We start from the raw sequence: 24519 nt of genomic DNA on the forward strand, positions 1-24519 counted from the left end.
CCGTCTCGAATGTATGTACGAGGCATGAAGTTGATCTTCTTTTCGTCTGCGGGGTGGGAGTCCTGGGACGTCCAGCGGCCGGTCATCCCGAACGGCATGCCTGTCCTCGTCGATGACGATTTGGTGTTCGAGGATGCCTCCGGTGCGCGGCCGGCGACGGTGGTGAATCGGTGGCTGCGCGAGTTGCCGTCGAGTGGTTGCCCGGCACCGTCGTCGTGGGAATCGTATGCGCGGGTGTTGCGGTCGTGGATGGAGTTCCTGGGCGAGTTCGGCGTGGACCTGTTCGATGAGAGGCGTCCGCTCAAAGACGCGTTGAGTGCGTACGCGGTGCACCGGGCGTGCGGCCCGATCGATGCTCGCTTCGAAGTGACCACCTGGGATCGGCATGTCAGCGTTCTTGCCGCTTTCTACCGGTGGGCGGTCGCCGAGGGGCACGCGCGGGCCGAGCCGTTCACCTACACGCAAGCCAAAACCATTTACGGAGAACAGGTTCGGGAGGTCCGTAAGAATCTGGCGGTGCGACGCCGTCCGAAGGCGCATGTGACGATCAAGTATCTGGAACGGGATTTCGAGGCGCTGTTCCTCAAGGCCTTGGCGGGTTTGACGCCCGACGGTGCGGAAGACACCCACTACCGCGGTCGCGAACTCGCCCGCAACGCCGCGATCGGTGGCCTGGGTCTGGCGACGGGGTTACGTCGCCAGGAATTCACCTACCTACTGGTGCCGGAAATCCCTGCGCTGCCTCCGAATCCGTCGGCGTTGCCGATCCCGTTCCGGGTACCGGCGGGAGTGACAAAGGGGCGAAAGTTCCGCACGACCTGGATCACCTATCAGGCGCTGGCCGAGGTACATCGCTATCTCGACCTGGCTCGTCCGCTCGCGGTCGAGGGTTCGACCTGGCGGCCTCCGGCACGCTCGGGTGATCCGTTGTCGGTCACCGATGTCGGCCCGCTGGGCGGCCGGGTGAATGGTAAGCGAGTGCGGTGGACGGCGCTTCGCCCGGCCGAGAGGCTGCGTCTGGTCGCGCCGGATGGCGGGTCGATGCTGGTCGCGGTGCGTGGCGATGGTGGCCCGTTCACGGCGTGGGCAACGGTTTTCGAGCGTGCCTCCGATCGCATCCGGCAGCGGTTCGAGCCTCGGTTTCCCACGGTCAACCCGCACCGGCTGCGTCATTCGTTCGCGATCCGGACACTCGAAATGCTGGTCGAGGGCTACTACACCCAGGCGGCGAAGCTGGTGCGCGACACCGATGCCGATGCGGCGCTGGCGTTGTATCTGTCCAAATCCGACCCGTTGATGGTGTTGCGGGATCTGCTCGGACACTCCTCGGTGTTGACCACGGAGAAGTACCTGCGTCGGTTGGACATGACCCGGATCTACCGCGAAGCCTACGAGCGAGCGGGCCAGGAATACGGGCTCGCCGAGATCGCGGATGCCGAACGCGAAGCCGACGACGAATTCAGTGACGAGTTCGAGGACGCCGTCTGATGCCGGCGGAACTGATCGACGACCCTTTGGGTATCGAGTTCGTGTCCACCGCGCGGCGCTCGGCGGCGACCGTCTACATCGGTGAGACCCGCAATCCGCGGTTGGCCCGCGAGATGCTGCTCGGGCTGTGCAACATTGTTCATCCGCACGGACCGGTCGACGAGCTGAAAACCTTCCAGCAGTATGTCACCGCGATCCGCCGGTCCGTGGACGAGCTGGCCGAACACGGTCACGTCGGTGGCGCCGCGGACCTGACCCGGGCGAGGCTGGCGGAGTACTGGATGGGCGCCGGGTACGCCCGCGAGTACAAGACCCGACGGATGCTGGCCGCGTTGGACCAGCAGACCTCCGTGCTCGCCCCGGATGTGCGGGCACTGGTCGACGGCCGCCACTTCAACGCGACACGTCGCCGCGACAAGCGACCATTCGTGCCCTACAGCAACGACGAGTGGCAGCAGATCCGGCAGGTGAGCCGGACGATCATCCGCGCCGCGTTCGCCGACCACCAGGCGGCGCGGGCCGCGGTGGAGCGTGGCCGCGATCCGCGTGAGTTCGGGTGGTCGTTCGACAACCTGTGCTGGTTGATCGATCGAGAAGGCCCGATGACGTGGGCCACGTTCGTCCAGCGACACGGGTACAGCGCGGGCAAGCGATGTGTCACGTTGTTGCCCAGGGTGATTGCGGCGCTGTTCGTCGACAGCGACGTCGCGTTGTCGTATCGCCTGTTGTTGGGCACCTACATAGGGATCGTCCCGGACGGCATCGATGCGCTCGGCATGGGCGATCTGGACTGGGCCGGCGATGCCACCATCCTGCTCGGCTATCTCAAGGGCCGCACCACCACCGAGAGCGTGACCCTCAACCGGCGATCCGTGCGCCTGCTAGAACAATGGCTCAAGCACTCGACGCTCACCCGCGACCTCGCCCCGCCGGACACCCGAGCGAAGCTGTGGACTCGCTACTCGCCTCGCCACAACCGAGTCACCGCCGAGGGGTTCACCTTCAATCAGCTCGCCCGGTGGGTGCAATGCCGCCATCCGGCGGCGCACGAGGCCGGTCTGTCGTTGCTGGCCGATGACGGCGCGCCGTTGCGGATCGACCGGCGCCGTATCCGCACGACGTTCCTGTCGCTGCGGGACCGCAGGTCCTGGTTCGGCAGCGCCCGCTCGGCCGTGGATCCCAACCACACACCTGGGGTCGAGGGCGACAACTACCTCACCGCGACCACCCCCGCGCAGCGTGACGCGGTCGAGACGATCACCGAGAACAGCCAGGCCGACCTGTTACGCAAGGCCGCGCCGCCGATCGTGCTGAGCACCGAGTCGACCGCGGAATTCGCCGCCCGGTTCCCTGAAGTGATCCGGGCGGCGGGCCTGACCGATGCCACGATCGACGAGTTGGTCGATACCGCGAACCGGGACGTGTTCGTCGCGGCGTGCGCGGATCCGGTGTCCGGCTTGCACGGGCCGGTCGGGAAACCGTGCCCGGCACGGCCGTGGGTGTGTCTGCTGTGCCCGCTGGCGGTCTTCACCCCACGGCACGTGGTGAACCTGTTGCGTATGCAGGCGTTCTTCGCCCGCCAGTGGCAGCAGATGCCGTCCGCGCAGTTCATGGCGGTCTTCGGCCCCTACGCCCAACGCATCGACACCATCGCGGCCGCCTTCCGCGACCGCGATCCCGCCCTGCTCGTCCGAGCGGCTCGCGAGGTCGCCGACACCGACGCTGAACTGCCCCTTCTCCCGGAGGAACGCACCACCTCATGACCGCACCCGTCACCGCCACCGAGCACTCCGGTGGTAGGTCTCCGTTCGCGGGCCTGGACCTGTGCCGCCCGATCGGCATCGCCGTCGCGCCGGGCGCCGCGGGACCGAACTTCGACCAAGACGTCTGGGACTTCAACTCCGCCACCGGCCTTGCCGCCTACCTGGCCTCCTCGCACAAGCGCTGGAACCTCGCCGCGATCCGAAACCCGCTCTGGCGCATCGTGGCCAAGGAGTACCTGGTAGCGTTGATGGTGCCCACCCATCAAGCCGTACGGGACCTCCCGGACGCGTTCCGGGTCGCCCGCACGGTCTCGGCGTGCGTGAACAGGCACTACGAGCTGATCCGCTGGCTGAACTGGCTGACCGACAACGGAATCACCGCACTCGCACAGGTCGACGATCACCTCTGCGACTCCTACATCGCCGAACGCCGCACCGGCCACGACAAGAACGGCGCGATCGTCGAACGACCCGGCGCGGTCAACAACGCCGCCCACGTCGTGACCGGCCTGGCCCAATACCGCGACCTGTTCACCACCGACCGCTACCGGCTGGGCTTCCGACCTTTCGCGGGGAAGGCGCCTGGCGCGGTCGCCGGGCTGAGTACACCGGCCGAGAACAGCACACCCCCAGTACCGACCGAGATCCTGCAACCGATGCTGGCCGCGGCGCTCTACCTCATCGACACACTCGGCCCCCACGTCGTGCCGCTGATACGCAATGTCGAGACCGACCGCGACCGGATCAACCAGCTACCCCACCTACGTAGCCCGGGCTGGGATGTACTGCTGGGCTCCATTGAGAAGCGGGTGAGCGAAGGCAGGCCGTTCAACCAGGTTCCCTCGCGCGTCGAGGCGGTCAAGAAGTACGTCGTCGACGAGTCCGACCCTCTCTGGGGGATTTCACTGCGTGACGTCGCGGCCGAAGCCGGATGCGGTCATTTCCGCAACGAATGGCTTCCGGTCCTGCGCCCTGCCCTGGAACAGGCCGTCGCCCGGGTGGGGATCGAGGAACCGATCGGCCGCGACGCGGCACTCGTCACCCGCGCCGATGGACAAGGACGGGTGCCGTGGACCCGGCCGCTGTCCGAACGCCACGCCCGCGTCCTGCCCGATCTCCTGCGCACGGCCTGCCTCCTGGTCATCGCCGCGACCACAGGAATGCGCGCGAGCGAACTGTCCGAATTGGCCAAAGGCTGCCGTCTCCCGCCCGAACACACAGCCCCCGGCCTCACCCGCTACCGGGTGACCGGGAAAATCATCAAGAACCGGGGCTACGGCGGCGAACCCGACGAATGGGTGGTCCTGGGCGAGGTCCACCGTGCTATCACGCTCGCCGAACAACTCCTGGACGTCGACGCCGAACCCGGAACGTCGCTGTTCGGCCGCATATCCTTCAAGAACACCTACGCAACCTTCCGCACCTGGGTCAACTCCCCCGCGGGCCGACACCTCGGACTCGCACCGATCCCGGACACACACATCGACTTGCGGATGCTGCGCCGCACGCTCGCGATCGAACTGGCCTACCGGCCAGGCGGACTTTTGGCCGCCAAACTCGCACTCAAACACATCAGCGTGGTCACCACCGAGGGCTACGCCGGTCGCCCCGGCGGCGCCCAAGCGAAGTTCCTCGCCGAGGTCGGCGCCGAAGAACAGAAACGAAACCTCGGACTCCTCCTCGACGAAATCGACAACTACCAACACGGCATCCGGCCCTCGGGCCCGCACGCCCGCGAGCTGATCGACTTCTTCGACACCGTCGACGGCAAACTCACCGACGAACAACGCACCGCCCCGAAAATCATCCTCAACGACCAGGAACTACGCCGAATGCTGGCCAAACGCGCCAACACCCTGCACCTCGGTGCAGCGAACTACTGCTGGTTCACCGACCCCGCCAAAGCCCTATGCCTACGCCTGGCCGGCACACCCACCGCCGACCGACCACTGATCGGCATGTGCGACTCAGCCCGCTGCCCACAAGCCACCCACCACCCCCGCCACCGACCGATATGGCAACACACAGTGAAGAACACGACGGTGTTCCTGGGCAACCTCGGCCGCGCCCAGAAGACCGAGCGGGCACGACTGGAAGCACAACGCGACCGCGGGCTCCGGGTGCTGGCCGACATCGACACCGCCGCCACCCCGGCAGACACTGCTATGGAAGGGAACTGAGGTGGGGCGGCTCAGCGAACAGACCCGCGCACAGAAGGAAGCCGCGATCCGGGCCGCGATGGACCGTCTGCTACGCGGAGAGATCCCACCTGGCGGCAAGTGCGACGTCAAGACCCTCGCCGCCAGCGGCGGCGTCACCCGCGCCGCGCTCTACAGCACCTATTTGCACCTGAAGGAGGAGTTCGAGCAGCGCCGTGAGCGGCTGCGCACTGTCGGGGTGATCTCCGATCCGCGCGAATATCAGATCGAGCGTTTGAAGGCGCAGGTCGAGCACCTTGAGAACCGTGTAACCGTCGAGGAGCAGCGCAACGCCGAACTGGCCGCGTTCCGAGTCCAGGCAGTGTCGCGACTGGCAGCCCAGTATGACGAAATCACTCGACTGCGTGCCGCGCTGGCGTCCGGTGGCACCGTCCGTGGGATCCCGACGGGTCGCAAGCATCCGGTGACCTGACCCGCAGCGGTAGTGGCTACTCTCAACGTTGGTTGGGCAGCAGAGCGTCATCAGAGTGAGGACCTGGTGAAACTCCGGCTGCAAGGTGCGGTTCTGCTTTTTCGGTAGCGAGTCGGTGGCCTGAGTGGTAGCGGTGAGCTGCCGCGTGAACTCGTTGAACTCCCACTGCCAGCGATCAGACACGTGGACAATTGCTCACACGAAGTTGGTCCACGGTGCGATACTGCCTGCATGCAACGCATTGCGGCTTGCAGAGCTTGGGGGGTGGCATTTACCAGTTCGCCTGGGCGTCCGACGTCGGGCTCGCCGATGTGCGCACGCATTGTCGGCAGTCTTAGCCATGCCCGGCCCGAATTCCTTGCCGGGCAACCGGCTGTATCTTGGTCGGCTCGGTGGACCTTGGTCTTGGCCGATTGTGACGCCGGGTCGGGCAATGTACTTACGCGCGGCGGCTACGCCGGATGAGCGAGCTAAGGTCGACGGGTAGGGCCGATCACGCCGACGGGAACAGCGCGGCGGTGGTGGCACCGAACCTCTCCTTACCGCGAGGCGGAGGCGCGATCCGCGGGATCGGCGAGAAGTTCACTGCCAACCCGGTCACCGGCACGGGCGCGATGACCGTGCCCGTGTGGACCTCGCCCGGACGCGGCGCATTCGGTCCCACCCTCTCCTTGTCCTACGACTCGGGCTCGGGTAACGGCCCGTTTGGGCTCGGGTGGAGCCTGGGGCTCCCCTCGATCACACGACGGACCGACAAGGGTGTTCCGCTCTACGACGACGCGACAGAATCCGACGTCTTCATCTTCTCCGGCGCCGAGGATCTCGTGCCCGCCTTGGAGCCGGACGGAGCCCGCCGCCGCGACGACGAGACCGCACCAGGCTATGTGATCGACCGCTACCGCCCCCGAATCGAAGGCCTGTTCGCGCGGGTCGAGCGGTGGACGAACCGCGCCGATGGCACCGTGCACTGGCGGGCACTCTCACGGGAGAACACCCTCACCGTCTATGGCGCCGACGCAGCGTCGCGCATCAGTCATCCGGACGACCCCAATCGGGTCTTCTCCTGGCTGATTTCGGAATCGCGAGACGACCGCGGCAATGCCATCGTCTACGAGTACAAAGCGGAGAACGGCGACAAGGTCGACCTCACCTTGCCGAGCCAGCGCAATCGCGGAGTCCGCGACGACCGCGCCCGCGCTGTCAACCGTTACGTCAAGCGCATTCGGTACGGCAACAGGCACCCAGTGCTGGCCGCCGACGGTTCACGGCCCCGACTGTTCACCGATCTGCCGCCCGCGGTGCGGCAGGGGATCGAGTGGATGTTCGAGGTCGTGTTCGACTACGGCGAGCACGACGTCGCCGATCCGCGGCCCGACGAGCAGGCCATCTGGGGCGTACGCCTGGATCCGTTTTCCACTTACCGCGCCGGGTTCGAATGCCGCACAAACCGGCGTTGCCGTCGGATCTTGATGTTCCACCACATACCCGATCAGGTCGACGGGACAGCGGGTTACGACGGTGTGGTCCGCTCCACCGAACTCACCTACACCGAGCCGGTCACGCAACAAGCCAGCGGCGTGGCCGCCTACAGCACCCTCGCCAGGGTCACCCAGACCGGCTACTGCCGCAATGACGACGGCACCTACGACACGCGCAGCCTGCCACCGGTGGAGTTCACCTACTCCGTGCCGGAGATCCACCAACGTGTCGAGGAGGTTGATCCACGCAACCTCGAGCACCTGCCGATCGGCGTCGACGGCACCGTCTATCGATGGATCGACCTGCACGGGGACGGGATCCCCGGCATCCTCACCGAACAAGGGGATGCGTGGTTCTACACCCGCAACGTCAGCCCCGCTGCGGGCAACGACGTTCTGTTCTCGCCCACCGAGCTCGTCACGATGCGTCCCTCCGCCACCCTGACCGCTGACAAGGCGCATTTCATGGACCTCGCCGGTGACGGTCAACCCGACCTGGTGATGCTCGCGGCGCCCACCCCGGGGTTTTTCGAACACGACGAGGGCGAGGGATGGAATCCGTTCCGTCCCTTCACTTCTGGACTTGACTTCGATCTGAACTCCAGGGAAGTCACGTTCGTCGACCTCGACGGCGACGGGCACGCCGATGTCCTGATCGCCGAGGACGACGCGTGGGCGTGGCACCCGTCGCTCGGCGAGGACGGCTTCGGCGCACGCCGACGCGTCGCGGCAGCACTCGATGACGAGCGGGGTCCACGAGCGGTGGCCGGGGGAAGCGCCGAAGCGATGGTGCTCGCCGATCTGTCCGGCGATGGACTGACCGACCTCGTCCGGATATGCAACGGCGAGGTCTGCTACTGGCCGAACGTGGGACACGGTCGCTTCGGCGCTAAAGTCACCATGGACCACTGCCCGCAGTTCGACAATCCGGACGCGTTCGATCCGGCACGGCTGCGCCTGGCCGACATCGACGGCAGCGGAACTACCGACATCATCTACCTGCACCGCGACGGTGTTCGCCTGTACTTCAACCTGTGCGGAAATGCGTGGAGCGAGCCCCAAATGCTCACCGTCGCACCCCAGGTGGACATCCTCACCTCGGTGGAGGTCACCGATCTGCTCGGTAACGGCACTGCGTGCCTGGTGTGGTCGTCATCGCGGCCGGGGCGTGACCGGCGACCTCTCACGTACGTGAACCTCATGGGTGCCACCAAACCTCACCTGTTGGTCGGCGCGAGCAACAACCTCGGCACCGACACGGAGGTGTACTACCTTCCCTCGACCCACTTTTCGCTGGTCGATCGGCGCGAGGGCAGGCCGTGGCGGACCCGGCTTCCCTTTCCGGTGCACGTCGTGGAGCGGGTGGTGACCCGTGACCTGGTCAGCCGCACCTCCTACACCGCGCGATACGCCTACCACGACGGGTTTTTCGACGGCGACGAACGCGAGTTCCGCGGATTCGGCCTCGTCGAGCAGTGGGACACCGAGGAGATCGACAATCCCGCCGCCGACGTGGTCGCGGACTCGCTGCGGCTGGCACCGGTGCACACCAAGACGTGGTACCACACAGGTTCCATGCGGGCCCCCGACTGGCGCGACGCGTTCTGCGAACCTGGGCTGCGCCACGAAGAGGCCGTGGCCCGGCGGTTGCCAGCGAACGTCGTGCCCGACCCTATCGACGACATCGACCGCCGTGAGCTGTGCCGGTCACTCAAGGGACTGGTATTGCGCCAAGAGGTGTTCGGCCGCGACGGATCCGCCAAGGACGCGATTCCCTATGTGGTGACCGAGCACTGCTACGAGGTGAGGCGGCTGCAGCGCCGCGGCGGCAACCGGCACGGTGTGTACCTCAGCTACATGAGCCAGACGCTGACCGCCAACTACGAACGTGACGCTGCTGATCCCCGTGTCAGCCACGGCATCACCCTAGAAGTGGACCAGTACGCCACGGTCCTCAAGCGGGCCGACATCGCCTACCCGCGTCGACCGACGATCCGCGTGCTCAGCGCCGGTGGCCAGCGCATCGATGTCACGAATCCGGGACTCGCCGCGCTCGCGGCCACCGAACAGAGCGTCCAATCACGACCACTCATGACCTACACCGAGACGACGTTGACCAACGCGATCGACGACATCGCCTCTCACCCCGACGATCTCCGGCTGCCGCTTTCCTGGCAGACCGCGACCTACGAGCTGACCGGCTACGACACGACCGGACCCGACGGCCGCTTCCAGGCGAGCGACCTCGTCGAACCGGATCCCGACAACCCTCGACGGGTTCGTTCGAAATCGACAGCGCCGCTTCGCTACGAGCAGCCCACGCCACCTGGGATGCAGCGCCGACTCATCGAACGCAGTTGCACCGTATTCCGCGCCGACGACCTGTCGTCGCTTCTGCCTCTCGGTCAGCTCGATCCCCGCGGGCTCACCGGACAGACCTACACGCTCGCGTTCACCGCTGGCCTGATCGACGCGGCATATCGGCGCAACACGACACAGCTGGTATTGCACGACGATCCCGTTTTCGCGGCAACTGGAGGCGATGGCGGCGGCTATCTGTCCGGCGCCACCCTCAAGGCCCTGCACGGCTTCCCGACCGAAGAGGCCGACGCCGACTGGTGGATACCCAGCGGCGTCGTGTTCCTCGCTGCGGATGCCGATGCGGCCGCTAGCGCCGAATTCGGTGAGGCCGTCCAACACTTCTTCATGCCGCGGCGATACCGCGACTCGTTCGGTCACGACACGGTGGTGCGCTACGACGCTCACGATCTGCTCGTCGTGCAGACGACCGACCCCGTCGGCAACTCAGCCACGGTCGACTCATACGACTACAGACTGCTGCAACCGCAACAACTGAGCAACGCTAACGGCAACCGCGCCGCCGTCGCGTTCGACGTGCTCGGCATGGTGGTCGGCACGGCAACCATGGGCAAGCCGCCACCGGCCACCGCCGAAGGCGACGAGCTCACCGACTTCGTCGCCGACGTCGGCCAGGACGAACTCGACGCGTTCCACTCCGCCGCCGATCCCCACGAGTTGGCACCGGACCTGCTCGGCGGTGCGACCACGCGGATTCTGTATGACCTCAACCGTTTTCGTGCCTCGCGGGCCGCCGCTCCCGACAACCCCGATGTGTGGCAGCCCGTCTACACCGTGACGCTGGCCCGCGAGACTCACCTCAGCCAGCCCCTCGACGGCGAATCGCTGCGCATCCAGATGTCATTCGCTTACTCCGACGGCTTCGGGCGCGTCATCCAGAAGAAGATCCAGGCCGAGCCGGGCCCGGTGGTCGCCGGAGGACCGATCATCGGCCCCCGGTGGGTCGGCAGTGGCTGGACCATCTTCAACAACAAGGGAAACCCCGTCCGACAGTACGAACCGTTCTTCAGCCGGCTCGACAAGGGCCATCAGTTCGAGTTCGGGCGGCTGCACGGGGTCAGCCCAGTGCTGTTCTACGATCCACCCCAGCGCGTGGTCGCGGCGCTCAACCCGAACAACAGCTATACAAAGGTGGTTGTCGGCCCCTGGCGCACAGCGACTTTCGACGTCAACGACACATCGGCACCCCGCAACGGACAGACCGGCGATCCACGTACCGACATCGACGTCGGCGCGCTCGTCAAACGCTACATCGACGCGATCGACACCGAACCGGCCAATCCATGGCAGACGTGGTACCAACAGCGGATCAGCGGCGCACTCGGTCCGTTCGCGCGCGACGCCGCCGAACAGACCGCCGCACATGCCGACACACCGACCGTGGTGCACGTCGATCCACTGGGACGGCCGATCCTGCATGTGTTGCACAATCGCGTCACCGACCCGGCGCACCCGCTCGACGGCAGCAACGAAACCATCGAGCACCGAATCGAACTCGACATCGACGGCAACAAACTGTCGGTACGCGACGGCGTCACCGACGCCTGGGACTCGGCCGGCAACCCGACAACAGACCCGCGTGGCCGACAGATCACCCGCACCACCTACGACCTGCTCGGACACCCGGTCCGGGAACAGAGCATCGACGCAGGCACCCGCTGGACGCTGCTCGACGTCACCGGCAAGGTCATCCGCCGATGGGACAGCCGGGGACACCAACACCGCACCTCCCACGATGCGCTGCGCCGACCCACCCACGAATTCGTCGCGGGCACTGACGCCGCTGACCCGGACCACGAGATACTCACGGAGAGAGTTATCTACGGCGAGCAGCACCCCGACGGCGCGCTGCACAACCTACGCGGCACCGTCTACCTACATCTCGACCAGGCCGGTGCGCTGACCAACGCCGGCCACGACTTCAAGGGCAACCCCCTCGGCGCGGTCCGCCGGTTGACCAGCGGGACCCGCTACCGCGGTGACGTCGACTGGATGTTTATCGATGCCCAGCTGCCTGTGGATCCGAAAGCGCTCCTGGATCTCGCGGCGCTCGACAGCGCGCTCGCACAACGTCTCGAGGACACCGCATACACCAGTCACAGCACCTATGACGCGCTGAACCGGCCGCGCGAACTGGTCACCCCACATGGCCCGGCATCGGCGGCCTCGGTGATCCGCAACAGCTACAACTCCGCCAATCTGCTGGAACGCGTTGACGTGAATGTGCAGAGCGCCTTGGCCGCAGGGCAGACGCAGTGGACACCGGTGATCACCAACATCGATTACGACGCGAAGGGGCAACGCCTGCGCGTCGAGCGTGGCAACGGCACCGCCACCGACCTCGAGTACGACCCGCTGACCTTCCAACTGATGCGGGTCAGGACCCGCCGCGACAAGGCCGCGTTTCCCGACGACTGCATCCAACCGCCTCCTGCGGACTGGCCGGGGTGCGGGCTCCAAGACATCACTTTCACCTATGACGCCGCCGGGAACCCGACCCGCATCACCGACGGGGCGCAACAGCGGATCTTCTTCGCCAACCGCCGCGTCGAGCCGAGCACCACCTACATCTACGACGCTACGTATCAACTGGTTTCAGCGACCGGCCGCGAACACCTCGGGCAGGCCGCCGACGCGCCGTCGCGAGCGGAAGATCCCGGCAAGATCGGCATCGCGTGGGGCACCGACGACGGCACCGCCATGGGCACCTATATGGAGCACTACTCCTACGACCGCGCCGGCAATCTGACCGAGCTGCACCACATCTCCAGCGAAGCCGCGTTCAGCTGGACGCGGACCTTCGAATGCGAAGCGGTCAGCACACTCGAGGGCGGTGCACCCGGTCTGCGCAAGCACGGCAACCGGCTCACCGTCAGCTTCGTCGCCCACGCGCCGGCCGAGCCGTTGGAGTACGACGAGCACGGCAACGTCATCCGGATGACACACCTCGGTGACGGCAACCCGGTGCCGAACATGCACTGGAACCATCTCGACCAACTGGTGCGCGTGGATCACGGCGGCGGCGGCACCACGTACTACGTCTACGACGCGGGCGGACACCGGATCCGAACAATCCGCGAGAAATCGGTCACTCTCACCGAAGAACGCATCGATCTCGGCGACGTCGACATCTTCCGTAGACGGCAGGGCGCCGCCATGCTAGAGCGCGAGACCATCCATGTCCGCGACGGCACCAATCGAGTCGCGCTCATCGAATCGCGCACAGTGGACACGGCCGGCGACGATCCCGCTCCGGCACAGCTCATGCGATTCCAGCTCGCAGATCACCTTTCGTCGTCTCACGTGGAGCTCGACGAGATCGGCCGGATCATCAGCTACGAGGAATACGCGCCATTCGGCGCCGCCACCTACCAGGCGGTCCGCAGCCAGACCGAGACACCGAAACGTTACCGCTACACCGGCCACGAGCGTGACGAGGAAACCGGGTTCGACGCCATGGGCGTGCGCTACTACGCGTCGTGGCTGTGTCGGTGGATCAGTTGCGACCCCTCGGGCACAACGGATTCCACGAATCTCTACGAATACGTCGCGAACAACCCGGTGCGCCACGTCGACGTCACGGGGCGCGGACTATGGGACAAGACGAAAAGTTTCGTCAACGAGGGCGCCAACCGCGCCGTCGCGGCGGTCAAACCCGGCGACGCGGTGTTCGAGGCCGTCGACAACGCGTTCAAACCGGAAGCCCGCCCCATTGCCGCCGCCGTTCTGAACAACATGGCCAAACGCGGCGAAGGAATGATCCAGGGCGCCAGTGAGATGGGCAAGCAGGCCGGCAATGACTACGGTGATATCGCTTACGCCGCAACCCACCTTAATGAACAGGGCGCCAAGCAGAAGCTCAACGCGGCTATCGATCGGCGACAGAAGGCATCCGTCGAGATGGCTGTTGGCATAGTCAAGGGATTTCACGGCCAACTGAAGACCGTCGGCAATGCGCTCGGCGACGTGGCCTACTACCGGCCCGAGTTTGTCGGGCTTGGGGGGATGCTCAAGTCGCATGCACACGAACAGGGCGCCAATGCCAAGGTCGCCAGCGCCATCACCGATATCGCTACCGACGGACCACAGATCTTCCTGACCGTTGAGGGTGGCGTAAACCTGGCAAAGGGCGCCGCGGGAGCGCTGAGCAAGCCACCGGTCGGCAGAGTTTCGTCGGGCGGGTTCACTGGAGTTCGCGTGACCGGCCAACAAACTATCGCGGCAACTGAAGCGGAGACCGCACGGTTCTTGGACAGCGTTTCGGTCAAACAGGAGGTATCGATATCTCAAATGGCGGGGGGCGATGCCAAAATCTGGTGGGGTGATGCAACCAGCACGCGGATTGAAATTGGTCCAAACGTGACATCGACGTTGCACACCCACCCCACGTCCGGGATCGCTCAATTCTCTTTGGGAGACGCCACCGAGTTCTTCGAAAAGGGCTACAACCCAGACGTAACCCACAGTGTGCTCGGCTACAAATGGCCATCCGCCAATCGGGTTCTTGTCGAACAAGGGCTGGAGCCGGAGCTGGCTGTCGTGAAGACGACCGTAAAACAGAACGACGTCCTCAACAACACCTGGCAAAGATTCACACATCCGGATTGATCCAATCGCAAGGACGAGACAATGGCTGAGTTCGCAGGACAGATCCGCGTTGCCAACGGGTTGCCAGCCAAAGGTGTGACGTTCCAACTCCTTCGGGAGCGTGTAGGCGGCGGTCCAGAAGTAGTCGCGACGCTGGAGACCAATGAGTCCGGGCAGTTCACCTCGGAGGACATCGCGGTGGACCCGGGCGCAATCCTGGTCGCCCGGATCCACCAGGACGGCGTCGGGGACGTGGTGCTCACCCCGCTGACTACCGCGCAGGACCCGTCGGCAATGCGCTTGGTACTTCCCGAGTCGCACGCTGACCTGGCCAGTGAGTTCACCCGGCTGACCGGCGCGGTGACACCGGCGCTGGGCGGCCTTCCACTGGCCGAGGCCACCGAGAACTCGGCGCGTCGCGACCTCAGCGTGATTCAACGTGAGACGGGCTGGGATGCAAGACTTCTCGCGCTGTCGGTCTACTCGGCTCGGCTAAGCGCCGCGACTGACGGGCAACCGGCGATCGGCATGTCCGAGGAAGCGATTTACGGGCTGCTGCGCAGCGGGCTGCCGTCCGACCGCGACCTGCTGGCCCGGGTGCCTGCGGCGACCGTGCGGGCGGCACTCGATAAGTCCGCGGAGGCGGGAGTGATATCGCTGGACGCCGCCGGGCGCGACCGGCAAGTGGCAGCGTTCGAGGCGTTCGCGACTGCGCAACGGCTGGCGTCCCGGCCCGGCGGGGGGGTGTCGACGCTGCAGGAGTTGCTCGACGCGTCCGAGCTGTCGACTCAGGGCGGAGACAACTCGCCGCGGCAACGCTTTGAGAAGGTGGTCCTCGATACCTCGACCGATCAGCCTCTGTGGGCCCGGGCCGCCAACGCGGGACTCGGCGACGACCAGATAGCATCGCTGAAACGTCAAGCGCGACTTGCCTTTCTCACGACGAATAATGTCTCGTTGATGGCCCAGGTGAAGGCTGACCTCGATGACGAGGTCAGCTTCGGCGAGGGCCTGACCGCCGCCGGCTGGGATGCCCCCGGCAAGTGGTCGATGGCACTGACCGCACTCGGTGGTGTCGATGTCGTTCCTGCCGCTTTCAAAGACGACGATGATCCTGTCAGCGCCTACTCTTCCGAACTGGCGAGACGGGTTCGCGTCGCGTATCCCACGCACGTGGTGGCCGCGATGGTGCAACGCGCTGATATCGCTCCTGTCGGCGATGCCGAGGCCGACGACAGGCTCGCCAAGGTGCTGATCCGGGCGGGTGAGCAAGGTCTGCAACTTGGTGCGACCAACATGAAGACGTTCCTCGCGGAGCATCCCGACGTATTCGACGGCGTCCCCGATGCTCGCCGCGCTCCCATCGAGTCGGCGCTGGCCACCCTGCAGCGCGCTTACCAACTGTCGCCGAGCAATGAGGCGATGAAGGTGCTGCTCGATCACAAGCTTACGTCGGCGTATGACATCGCGGCGCTGACTGAGCCCATCTTCATCGACCGGTACGGGTCACTGTTCCCCTCCGATCGGGAAGCCCGCCTGGTGTTTCGCAAGTCCGAACAGGTGCAGGCTGTCCTCTACAGCTCCTATTCGATGGCCAAGCAGGCGGCCGATGCGCCCGCGATCGCGCCCGTGTCGGGCACCGCCGAGCAGCGACAGCAGGCGGTCGACAACATCAAGCGTGTCCTGCCTGTGACACCGACGATGGAGTCGCTGTTCGGTTCGATGGACTACTGCGACTGCGATCATTGCCGCTCGGTGCTCGGTCCCGCCGCTTACGTGGTGGATGTGCTGAAGTTCCTCGACCCCGATCCGCTGGCTTGGGAGGGCTTCAAGGCGAACTGGGCGAATCACCACAACGGCGAGGCCTACCCGTACGGCAGCCCCTACGAGGAACTCATCGCCCGCAGGCCCGACCTGGCCCATCTTCAACTCAGCTGCGAGAACACCAACACTGAACTGCCCGTCATCGACATCGTCAACGAGATCCTGGAGTACCTCGTGGTGGCGGAGACCCTTTCCCCCAACGCCGTTCGCGACAGCGGCGCGGTGGACTCCGAGGACGTGATGGCCGAGCCGGAGTTCGTCGTCGACAAGGCGTACGCACAGCTGCGCAAGGCCACATTCCCCTCGGTACTGCCTTTCGATCTATGGCACGAGACCGTCCGGGAGTTCCTGGGCTGGTTCGGCGAACCACTCTCATCGCTGGTGGGGCTGTTCCCGGTATTCGCCGATGCCGCCGACGACCGGTACGCGGCCGCGATCGAACGGCTCGGCCTGACCCGGGTGGCCTCCGACGTCCTCACCGACGACGACCCGCTGACGGATTGGTGGACGCGCCTCGGCTTCGGCGTCGAGGACGACCAAAAGGCTGTCGCCGTCGAAAACCTGCAACGCGCAAAGCAACTCGCCGGTCGTCTCGGCGTGAGCTACCAGGAGCTGGCCGACCTCCTCGGCACGCATTTCATCAACCCGGCCCTCGATGAGCTCGGTGTGCTCAGCACGGCCGGCGTCAGCGTCGCCGACGCGATACTGTGGCGCGCCAACGAGCCGATGATCGCGGCCCCGGAGCCAACCGACCCCAGCGAACACGAGACATGGCTTCAGGTGCAGTCCGTACAGCAACGGCTGACCACAGTCACGACGACCTATGGCCTCACCGGCGATCGAACCGCCGAGGCATGGCTTCGCGCCGTTGACGACGACACACTCGCCGACGTTGTCGTGCTGCTCGACCCCGACGGCTCCTGCGATTTCGACCGCACTCTGTTGGGATCCGCGGCCACCGGCGAGGCCCTCGACAACGAACGTCTCCCTGAAATCGTGGTGAAACTCGACCTTTTCGTCCGGCTGCAGCGCGCGACCGGCTGGTCCACCGCCGACCTCGACGAGGCGCTTCGTGTGTTCGTCCCCGGTGGGACCGTGGGCACGGGGTTGTTCGGTGCGCCGATGCGCACAGCCCTGATCTACCTCGCCCATGTCACCGAGCTGAGCACCCTGCTCGACACCGGCGAGTCGGCGCGGCGGCGCTGGGTCTCGGCGTGGAGCACGATCGGCACGCACGGCGCCTCGTCGCTGTACACAGAGTTGTTCGGACAGCGGGCACCCGGGCAACGCGACCCGTCCTTTGCCGCACCACTGGGCGATGTGCTGTCCGAAGACGCCGTCGGTGCCGCACCGCTGGCAAGCGCTCACGCCGCCACGCTGTGCGGCGCGCTGGGCGTGCGCGCCGGGGACCTGCAGGCGATCGTGAACCGCTCCGGCGAGGCCTGGTCGACGTTGAAGCTTTCGCTCGAATCGGTCTCCGACGTGCATCGGTACGTGTTTCTCGCCGATTCCCTCGACGCCACCGTCAGCGACGTCCTGGCGATCGAGCGTCTGAGTGGGCTGCATCCTTTCGAACCGCTGGCCGCCGGGCCGATCGCGGCCAAGGCCGACGACCATCCGCAGCGGTCGACGTTGCCCTTCGTCAAGGCCGCGATCACGATCGCCAAGGCGGGGCTGACGACCGCCGAACTGGACTACCTGCTCGCTCACCGGGTCGATCCGGTCAACGATCTGCGGCCCGATGCCGACACCACGACCGCGCTGCTCGACGGGATCGCGGCCAAACTGACCGAGTCGCTGGCGCGACTGAAGGCCGCCCGCGCGGACGCGGAGCCCGCTGCCGGCGCCGAACCCCCGACGCCACCTACACCGGCCGAGGTCGCCGCTTCCCTGGTCGCCGCGGCGATGGGCCCGCGGGCGGGCGTGACCGCCGCCCTGCTGAACAGCGACGATGCCCTTGGTGATCCGTCGGGACCTGCTGGCACGCGACTCGTCGAGGCGTTTCTCGCACTCGCTGGCGCTGGCCCCGATCCTCAGCGGGTTGGAAAGGCGCACTTGCTGCTAACCAAGGCGCTGATGCTTGTCGATCGTTTCGACCTCAGCGCGCGTGAGTGCGGCGAGTTCGGTCTCGACGCGCTGCCTGTCGAACCCGACGACGACACCACCGACCGCTTCGGTGCACTGCTGCGCCTGATCGGCTATGTCGCGCTACGCAAGGAGATCGCGGCGGGTTCGGAAGGGCTGGTCGACGTGCTGTCCGCTGCGCGGGGCGGCGCCGATCCGCTCAACGCCGCGAGCGACGCGTTGGCAGCCGTCACGAAGCGACGTCCCGAACAGGTCCGGGAGACTGTCAAAGGGCTCGGGCTCTCGGCCGCCGATCTCGGCACACTCGACGGGGTCCGCCGGGCATGGACGGTGCTGGCGTTGATCGAGCGGCTCGGTGTCGACGCCGCCACCGTGGCCGGGTGGTGCAAGGTCGTCGACCCGGCCACCACGGTCGACGACCGCCGCCGCATTGCCCGTGAGGTCAAGGACGCCGTCCGCGCCCATCTGGGACCCGCCCGCTGGCGACAGGTCGCCAAACCGATCTCCGACCGACTGCGCCAGCGCCAGCGCGACGCGCTGGTGGCCACCGTGCTGCACACCACCGGGCTTACCTCGGTGGACGAGCTCTACCAGTTGTTGCTCATCGACCCAGGTTCCGAGCCGGTGCTGCGCACCACGCGCATCCGGCAGGCGATATCGTCGCTGCAGCTGTTTGTGCAGCGATGCCTGCTCAACATCGAGCCGCGCGTGCACTCGTCGGCGATCAACGCCGACCACTGGGAATGGATGAAGCGATACCGGGTCTGGGAGGCCAACCGCAAGATCTTCCTCTATCCCGAGAATTGGCTGGAGCCGGAGTTCCGCGACGACAAGTCGCACCTGTTCAGCGAACTCGAGGGCACGCTCCTGCAGAGCGACGTCTCCGCGGACGTGGTCGAGGACGCGTTCCTGGTCTATTTGCGCAAGCTCGACGAGATCGCCCGCCTCGACGTAGTCGGCTTCTACACAGAACAGGATTTTCTCGACCCGGGCTCCACCACATTGCACGTAATCGCACGCACGCACGGCCTGCCGCACCAGTACTTCTACCGCCGCCTGCAGCACGGGATGTGGACCCCGTGGGAACCTATGGGCATCGACATCGAGGGCGATCACATCGTGCCGGTCGTGTGGCGCGACCGCCTGCACGTGTTCTGGGTGACGTTCCTGCAAAAGTCCGATGCCTCCGACTCCAACCCCCAGGCCGATCGGTCGGACCTCACGATGATCGTCCGTCAGCCGCTGGGCGCCGCCGAGCTTGCCATCGATGCGACGTTCCAGCTAGGAGGGTCGGGCGCCAAGAGCAAGAAGCCGACGCCGCTGGCGCAGGCGACGGTCGACGACGTACAAGGCGAGGTCGGCAAGAAGGGTGTCGGGCGCCGCGTCGACGTGCAGCTGCACTGGAGCGAGTACGTTCGCGGCAAGTGGTCGCCCACCACGTCCGGCGGCTTCGGGCGGGTGCCAGCCCGGTTCACGAACTCGGTGTTCGATCCGGCTGATGTGTTCGTGCACGCCACGCTGTGGAATCAGGATGAGGGCGAGGAAGCCGGTGTACAGATCCACCTCACTGGCGCCATGACCCAGACCTTCCTACTGCGCGGACGTAACAGTCCGGTGGAACGGGGAACGCCCGGCCAGCGGCCGCCGACCCCGTACAACGCGGGGACCGCGGAGATCAACCGCTATCGCGGGTCGGGGTCACTGACGGTAGGGTTCACCCAAAAGTTCACCAGCGTGAACGGCAGCGCGGAGACCCCGACGAAGTCCACGTTGGGCATTCTCGCAAAATGCGGTCCGTTCAGCGTGCTGCCGTCTGCCAACGGGATCGCGATCGGTACCGGCGGCATCGGATCGCTGGTGAGTGCGTTCTTCTTCCAGGACGCCAGCCGGACGTTCTTCGTCGAACCCTCACTGTTGGAGACCACCACCGAGTCGTGGGAGGAATGGATCGTGCCCGACCCCGACCCGGGGGTCTCGTTCGCGCCCAGCGACATCCACGACCGGACCGTGGTGCCGTTCATCCCTGTCGAAGAGTTACGCGTGCCGGACAAGATCAATCCGGGCAACCCGCTGCTGGACCCCTGGCCGGAACTGACCACCGCGCGCCGACCCGACATCATCACCTCCCCCGACGTTGCGGTGCTGTTCGACGACACCGTGCTCGGCTCGCGTGGCGGGCTCGACCTAACCGTGGTGACCCCGCACACCGGCGGCAACGATGCAGTGAAGAAGTTCAACCTCAACGACCTTCGCGACGATGGCGACATCCCCGTCGTCGTCGGCGGGGTCGGGGACGTCGTGGACGACGGAGGCATCCGCGACGTGATGATCGACGGCGGTGTCCGTCACGTCGTCGTCGACGCGCACCAGTCCCCTGGTATCGCGGACCTGGCACCGGACCGCGTCGTGCTCGTCGATCACGACGCATTGGACAAGGCCGGCCTGGCGACCGACAACACGAAGATCACGGTGGTAGCCGGCGCCGGGATCGGCAAGGCCCGCGTCGATGTAAACGCACTGCGAGTTTTCGAAAGGTAGCAAGCGATGACCATCGATCCCGCCCGCAGCTTCCATCTGGCCAAGGACGCCGCCGCCATCCGATTGATCGACGCCGACCTGCTCGGCAAAATCTGGCCGCGGCTGCCCGGCTCGCATACCGAGCAGAAGCAGATCGTCGTGCGCGAGCGCAACCTGTCCTACCAGTTCAGCCCGCACTACCACCCATGGGTCACCGAACTCACCCGCCGGCTTCTGTCGGGCTCGACTCCTGCGCTGCAGGCCGTCGACACCGAACACCAACTGCGGCTTCGGGTGTCGGCGCCCGTGGCTGCAACCACCGGCGGAGTGGGTGGCCTACCGGTAACCATCCCTGCCGCGGAAGTGGTGACCCTCGCCGACGACGTGACCCTCACACTGACCGGTACCGGTGCCGTCCACCTAGCAGGGCGTCACCTCCTCGGCGCCGACCGCACACCGGTGGCCGCCGCCCCCGGCCACGAGGTGCGCGTGCCTGCCGGCACCGTGGTGCGACGGTCGAACCGTTCGGAGGTCGTGCTGTCGGCCGAACTGACCGCGACGCTCGTCGACGGCGCGCCGAGACCGACGCTGTCGCGGGACGTGTTCGCCGCCTACGCCCCCAACCCGGCGCTGGTCCCCGACACCGCGCTCTCCCCACACCCTGTAGACGATCTCGACTTCTCCCCCGGCGGTGCGTACTCGGTCTACAACTGGGAGCTGTTCTACCACGTGCCGTTCATCATCGCAGTCAACCTCAGCCGCAGCGGACGCTACGCCGAAGCCCGGCAATGGTTTCACTTCTTGTTCGACCCCACCGACGTCTCGGCACAGATTTCCCCCGAACGCTATTGGAAGGTCAAGCCGTTCCAGACCATCGACGTCGAAAGCATCGAAAGGATATTGGTGAACCTGTCGACCGGCACCGACCCGGTGCTGGCGCGAGACACGATCAACGCGATCCAGGCATGGAAGGACGCGCCGTTCCGGCCGCATGTGGTGGCCCGGTTCCGCCAGTCGGCCTACATGTTCAAGACGGTGATGGCCTACCTCGACAACCTCATCGCGTGGGGGGACTCATTGTTCCGCCAAGATACTGGTGAGGCGATCGACGAGGCGCTGCAGCTGTACGTGTTGGCTGCGAATATCCTTGGTCCCCGGCCGCAGGCGGTGCCGTCCAAAGGGTCGGTGCGGGTCCAGACCTATGCCTCGCTGCGCAACGGCCTCGATGCCTTCGGCAACACGATGCGTGACGTCGAAAGTTCACTCCTGTTCGACATCGCGCCGCGACCGCGCGGGGCATCCGAGGGCGCGGGTCTGTCGACCGTTCGCGGCATCGGCCGCAGCCTGTACTTCGGGGTTCCGCGCAACGACAAGCTGATCGGCTATTGGGACACCGTCGCGGATCGGCTATTCAAGATCCGCAACAGCCGCAACATCGAGGGAGTCTTCCGACAAATACCGTTGTTCGAGCCGCCCATCGACCCGGCCCTGCTGGCGCGCGCCGCCGCGGCAGGCCTGGACACCAGCGCGATCATCAACGGCACCGCGCAGCGGCTTCCGCTGGTGCGCTTCTCCCTGCTGCACCGCCAAGCCACCGAACTGGCGCAACAGGTGGCCACGCTCGGAGCAAATCTCTTGTCCGCGTTGGAGAAAGAAGACGGAGAAGCGCTCACACTGCTGCGCGCGCGCCACGAGCGGACCCTGGCGACGTTGACCGAACACGTCAAGTACGGCCAGCTACAGGAAGCGGTGAAGGCACGCGAAGGGCTCGTCGGCTCCTTGAACACCGCCGTCACCCGCTACGCCTTCTACGAGCAGCAACTCGGGCGTGCACTCGGCGACATCGAGATTCCCGAACTCGACGAGTTGGACATCAAGGCGCTTGCCGAGTTCAACCTGCAAGCCGCCGAACCGTCGATCGCCAAGCGCGACGTCCCGATCGACATCGCCGGCGACGTGATCGAGGAAGCCGCCGGACGCCTGTTGAACCGATTCGAGGCAGAAGAACTCGACCTGCTGACCACGGCGCGCACGATCCACGACGTCATCAAGATCGCCGAACTCACCGGCCAGGGGCTCTCGATGATCCCGGACTTCGGCGTCAAGTTCCATTTCTGGGGCCTCGGCGGCGACTTCGGGCTCGGCGGCACTCAGCTATCCAAGTTCGCCCGGTTCGCCGCCGACATCGCCACGACGTTAGCCGACTCGATGAACTTCCAGGCCGGCATCGCCGCCAAGGCCGGGTCATACGCCCGCCGCGAACAAGACTGGGCGCAGCAAAGCAGCCTCGCGGCCAGCGACATCAACCAGATCTACAAGCAATTGCGCGCCGCTCAGATACGGGAAGCGGTCGCTGAGACCGAGTGGCGCAACCACCAGAAGCAGATCAGCCAACTGGAAGAAATCGAGGAATTCCTAAACGCCGAGGGTGCCGCATCCAACGGGCGGGCAGCCAACAAGGCCATGTACGCATGGATGAAACGTGAAGTCCGCCTGCTATATTCACGCACCTTCGAACTGGCGACCGAACTCGCGACGAAAGCTCAGCTGGCGCTCCAGTACGAACTCGGCGACACGAAGCTGAACTTCATCCGAATCGACTACCAGGCCGGCAAGGAAGGACTGCTAGCCGGCGAGAAGCTGCTCTTCGACCTCAAACGGATGGAACTGGCATACCACGACAACAACATTCGAGAGCTCGAGTTGACCAAGCACATCAGCCTCGCTGCGCTCAACCCGTTGCAGCTGATCAAATTGCGGGCCACCGGGCACTGTCAGTTCGACATACCCGAGGAGTTCTTCGATCTCGACGGCCCCGGCCACTACTTCCGCCGGATTCGGTCAGTCGCGGTGAGCATCCCCTGCGTCACAGGGCCCTACGCGAGCATCAACTGCACACTTCGGTTGAACAAAAGCTCGATTCGGACGTCAATCAACGCCGACCTCACCGACACTCATCGGCCCATCGAGCAAGTCGTGATTTCCAGCGGATCGCAGGACAGCGGAGTGTTCGATACCAGCGGCACCGACAACCGTCGACTGCCGTTCGAACTGTCCGGGGCCATCAGCACCTGGACCGTCGAACTTCCCGGCCAGAACGCCGGCGAATATCGACTGTTCGACTACGACACGATCAGCGACATCATCCTGCACATGCGACTGACTGCTCGCGAGGACCGGAACCACCTCCGCAAGGACGCGGTGGCGCGCGTGGAGAAACTCACCAAAGGGGAAAACGGCACCGCCGGCCGGGTTCGCCTGTTCTCGTTGCGCCACGAATTCCCCAACTCGTGGGCCACGTTCGCGTCCTCCAAGGAACAACAAGCACCGTTGACGCTCACACTGACCCGTGACATGTTCCCCTTCTGGAGCGCCAATCGGATCTCGGCGATCGAGAAGGTCGCCGTGTACCGGCCGCCCGCAGTGCCCGGAGACGAGCTGGAATTCCTCTTCGACGCAGAAGGACAGGACGCACCGAAGCTCGACACGCCCTGGACCCGGTCATACGATCCGACCAGCAAGGATTTGTGGCTGCTGGCTACATGGAAGGCCTAACTCCAGCCGAACCTCGTGTCGGTGATGCTGCCGGTCAGGGGGCTGGGCGAGAGGTGGCCACCCCCGTGATCGTGTCGTGTTTCAATGCAACCCAATTGAATTGACGGCGGCCCCACGCCGCAGCGCAGCGTGAGGCGCGCCAGCCATCGCGGCCACTGCCGATCGTGCAATCGCGACAACCGCGAACAATATGATCTAGAGCACACAGACGC

7 protein-coding genes are annotated in these 24519 nt (G+C 65.7%); all 7 read left to right on the forward strand.

Annotated elements, in window-relative coordinates; all coding sequences use genetic code 11:
* The first annotated feature begins 24 nt into the window (after positions 1-24).
* The 7 genes from ACIA5H_RS30120 to ACIA5H_RS30150 all read left to right on the forward strand — a co-directional run bounded on the left by ACIA5H_RS30120 (position 25) and on the right by ACIA5H_RS30150 (position 24307).
* Positions 25-1488: a tyrosine-type recombinase/integrase gene (locus tag ACIA5H_RS30120; RefSeq protein ID WP_397078942.1), complete on the forward strand. Its 1464-nt coding sequence runs from the start codon at positions 25-27 to the stop codon at positions 1486-1488.
* Positions 1488-3251, forward strand: coding sequence for a hypothetical protein (locus ACIA5H_RS30125; RefSeq protein WP_397078944.1), 1764 nt, complete (start codon positions 1488-1490; stop codon positions 3249-3251). The genes ACIA5H_RS30120 and ACIA5H_RS30125 overlap by 1 nt, the downstream gene beginning before the upstream one ends.
* Entirely contained in the window at positions 3248-5431 is a 2184-nt protein-coding gene (locus ACIA5H_RS30130) for a site-specific integrase (RefSeq protein ID WP_397078946.1), read from the forward strand. Before ACIA5H_RS30125 ends, ACIA5H_RS30130 begins: the two co-directional genes overlap by 4 nt.
* Before the next feature lies 1 nt (position 5432).
* A complete protein-coding gene (locus ACIA5H_RS30135; RefSeq protein ID WP_397078948.1) occupies positions 5433-5882 on the forward strand; it encodes a hypothetical protein in 450 nt (149 codons plus the stop codon).
* A gap of 461 nt (positions 5883-6343) precedes the next feature.
* Positions 6344-14347, forward strand: coding sequence for a SpvB/TcaC N-terminal domain-containing protein (locus tag ACIA5H_RS30140; protein ID WP_397078950.1), 8004 nt, complete (start codon positions 6344-6346; stop codon positions 14345-14347).
* A gap of 21 nt (positions 14348-14368) precedes the next feature.
* A complete protein-coding gene (locus ACIA5H_RS30145) occupies positions 14369-20773 on the forward strand; it encodes a neuraminidase-like domain-containing protein (RefSeq protein ID WP_397078952.1) in 6405 nt (2134 codons plus the stop codon).
* A gap of 63 nt (positions 20774-20836) precedes the next feature.
* Positions 20837-24307, forward strand: a complete 3471-nt coding sequence (locus ACIA5H_RS30150; RefSeq protein WP_397078954.1) for a hypothetical protein — start codon at positions 20837-20839, stop codon at positions 24305-24307.
* Positions 24308-24519 lie beyond the last annotated feature (212 nt).

The organism is Nocardia sp. NPDC051900, assembly GCF_044452545.1.
Classification (GTDB): domain Bacteria; phylum Actinomycetota; class Actinomycetes; order Mycobacteriales; family Mycobacteriaceae; genus Nocardia; species Nocardia sichangensis.

Coding starts and splice junctions, on each gene's coding strand:
- ACIA5H_RS30120 (WP_397078942.1), top strand. CDS start 25: ATGAAGTTGATCTTCTTTTCGTCTGCGGGGTGGGAGTCCTGGGACGTC.
- ACIA5H_RS30125 (WP_397078944.1), top strand. CDS start 1,488: ATGCCGGCGGAACTGATCGACGACCCTTTGGGTATCGAGTTCGTGTCC.
- ACIA5H_RS30130 (WP_397078946.1), top strand. CDS start 3,248: ATGACCGCACCCGTCACCGCCACCGAGCACTCCGGTGGTAGGTCTCCG.
- ACIA5H_RS30140 (WP_397078950.1), top strand. CDS start 6,344: ATGAGCGAGCTAAGGTCGACGGGTAGGGCCGATCACGCCGACGGGAAC.
- ACIA5H_RS30145 (WP_397078952.1), top strand. CDS start 14,369: ATGGCTGAGTTCGCAGGACAGATCCGCGTTGCCAACGGGTTGCCAGCC.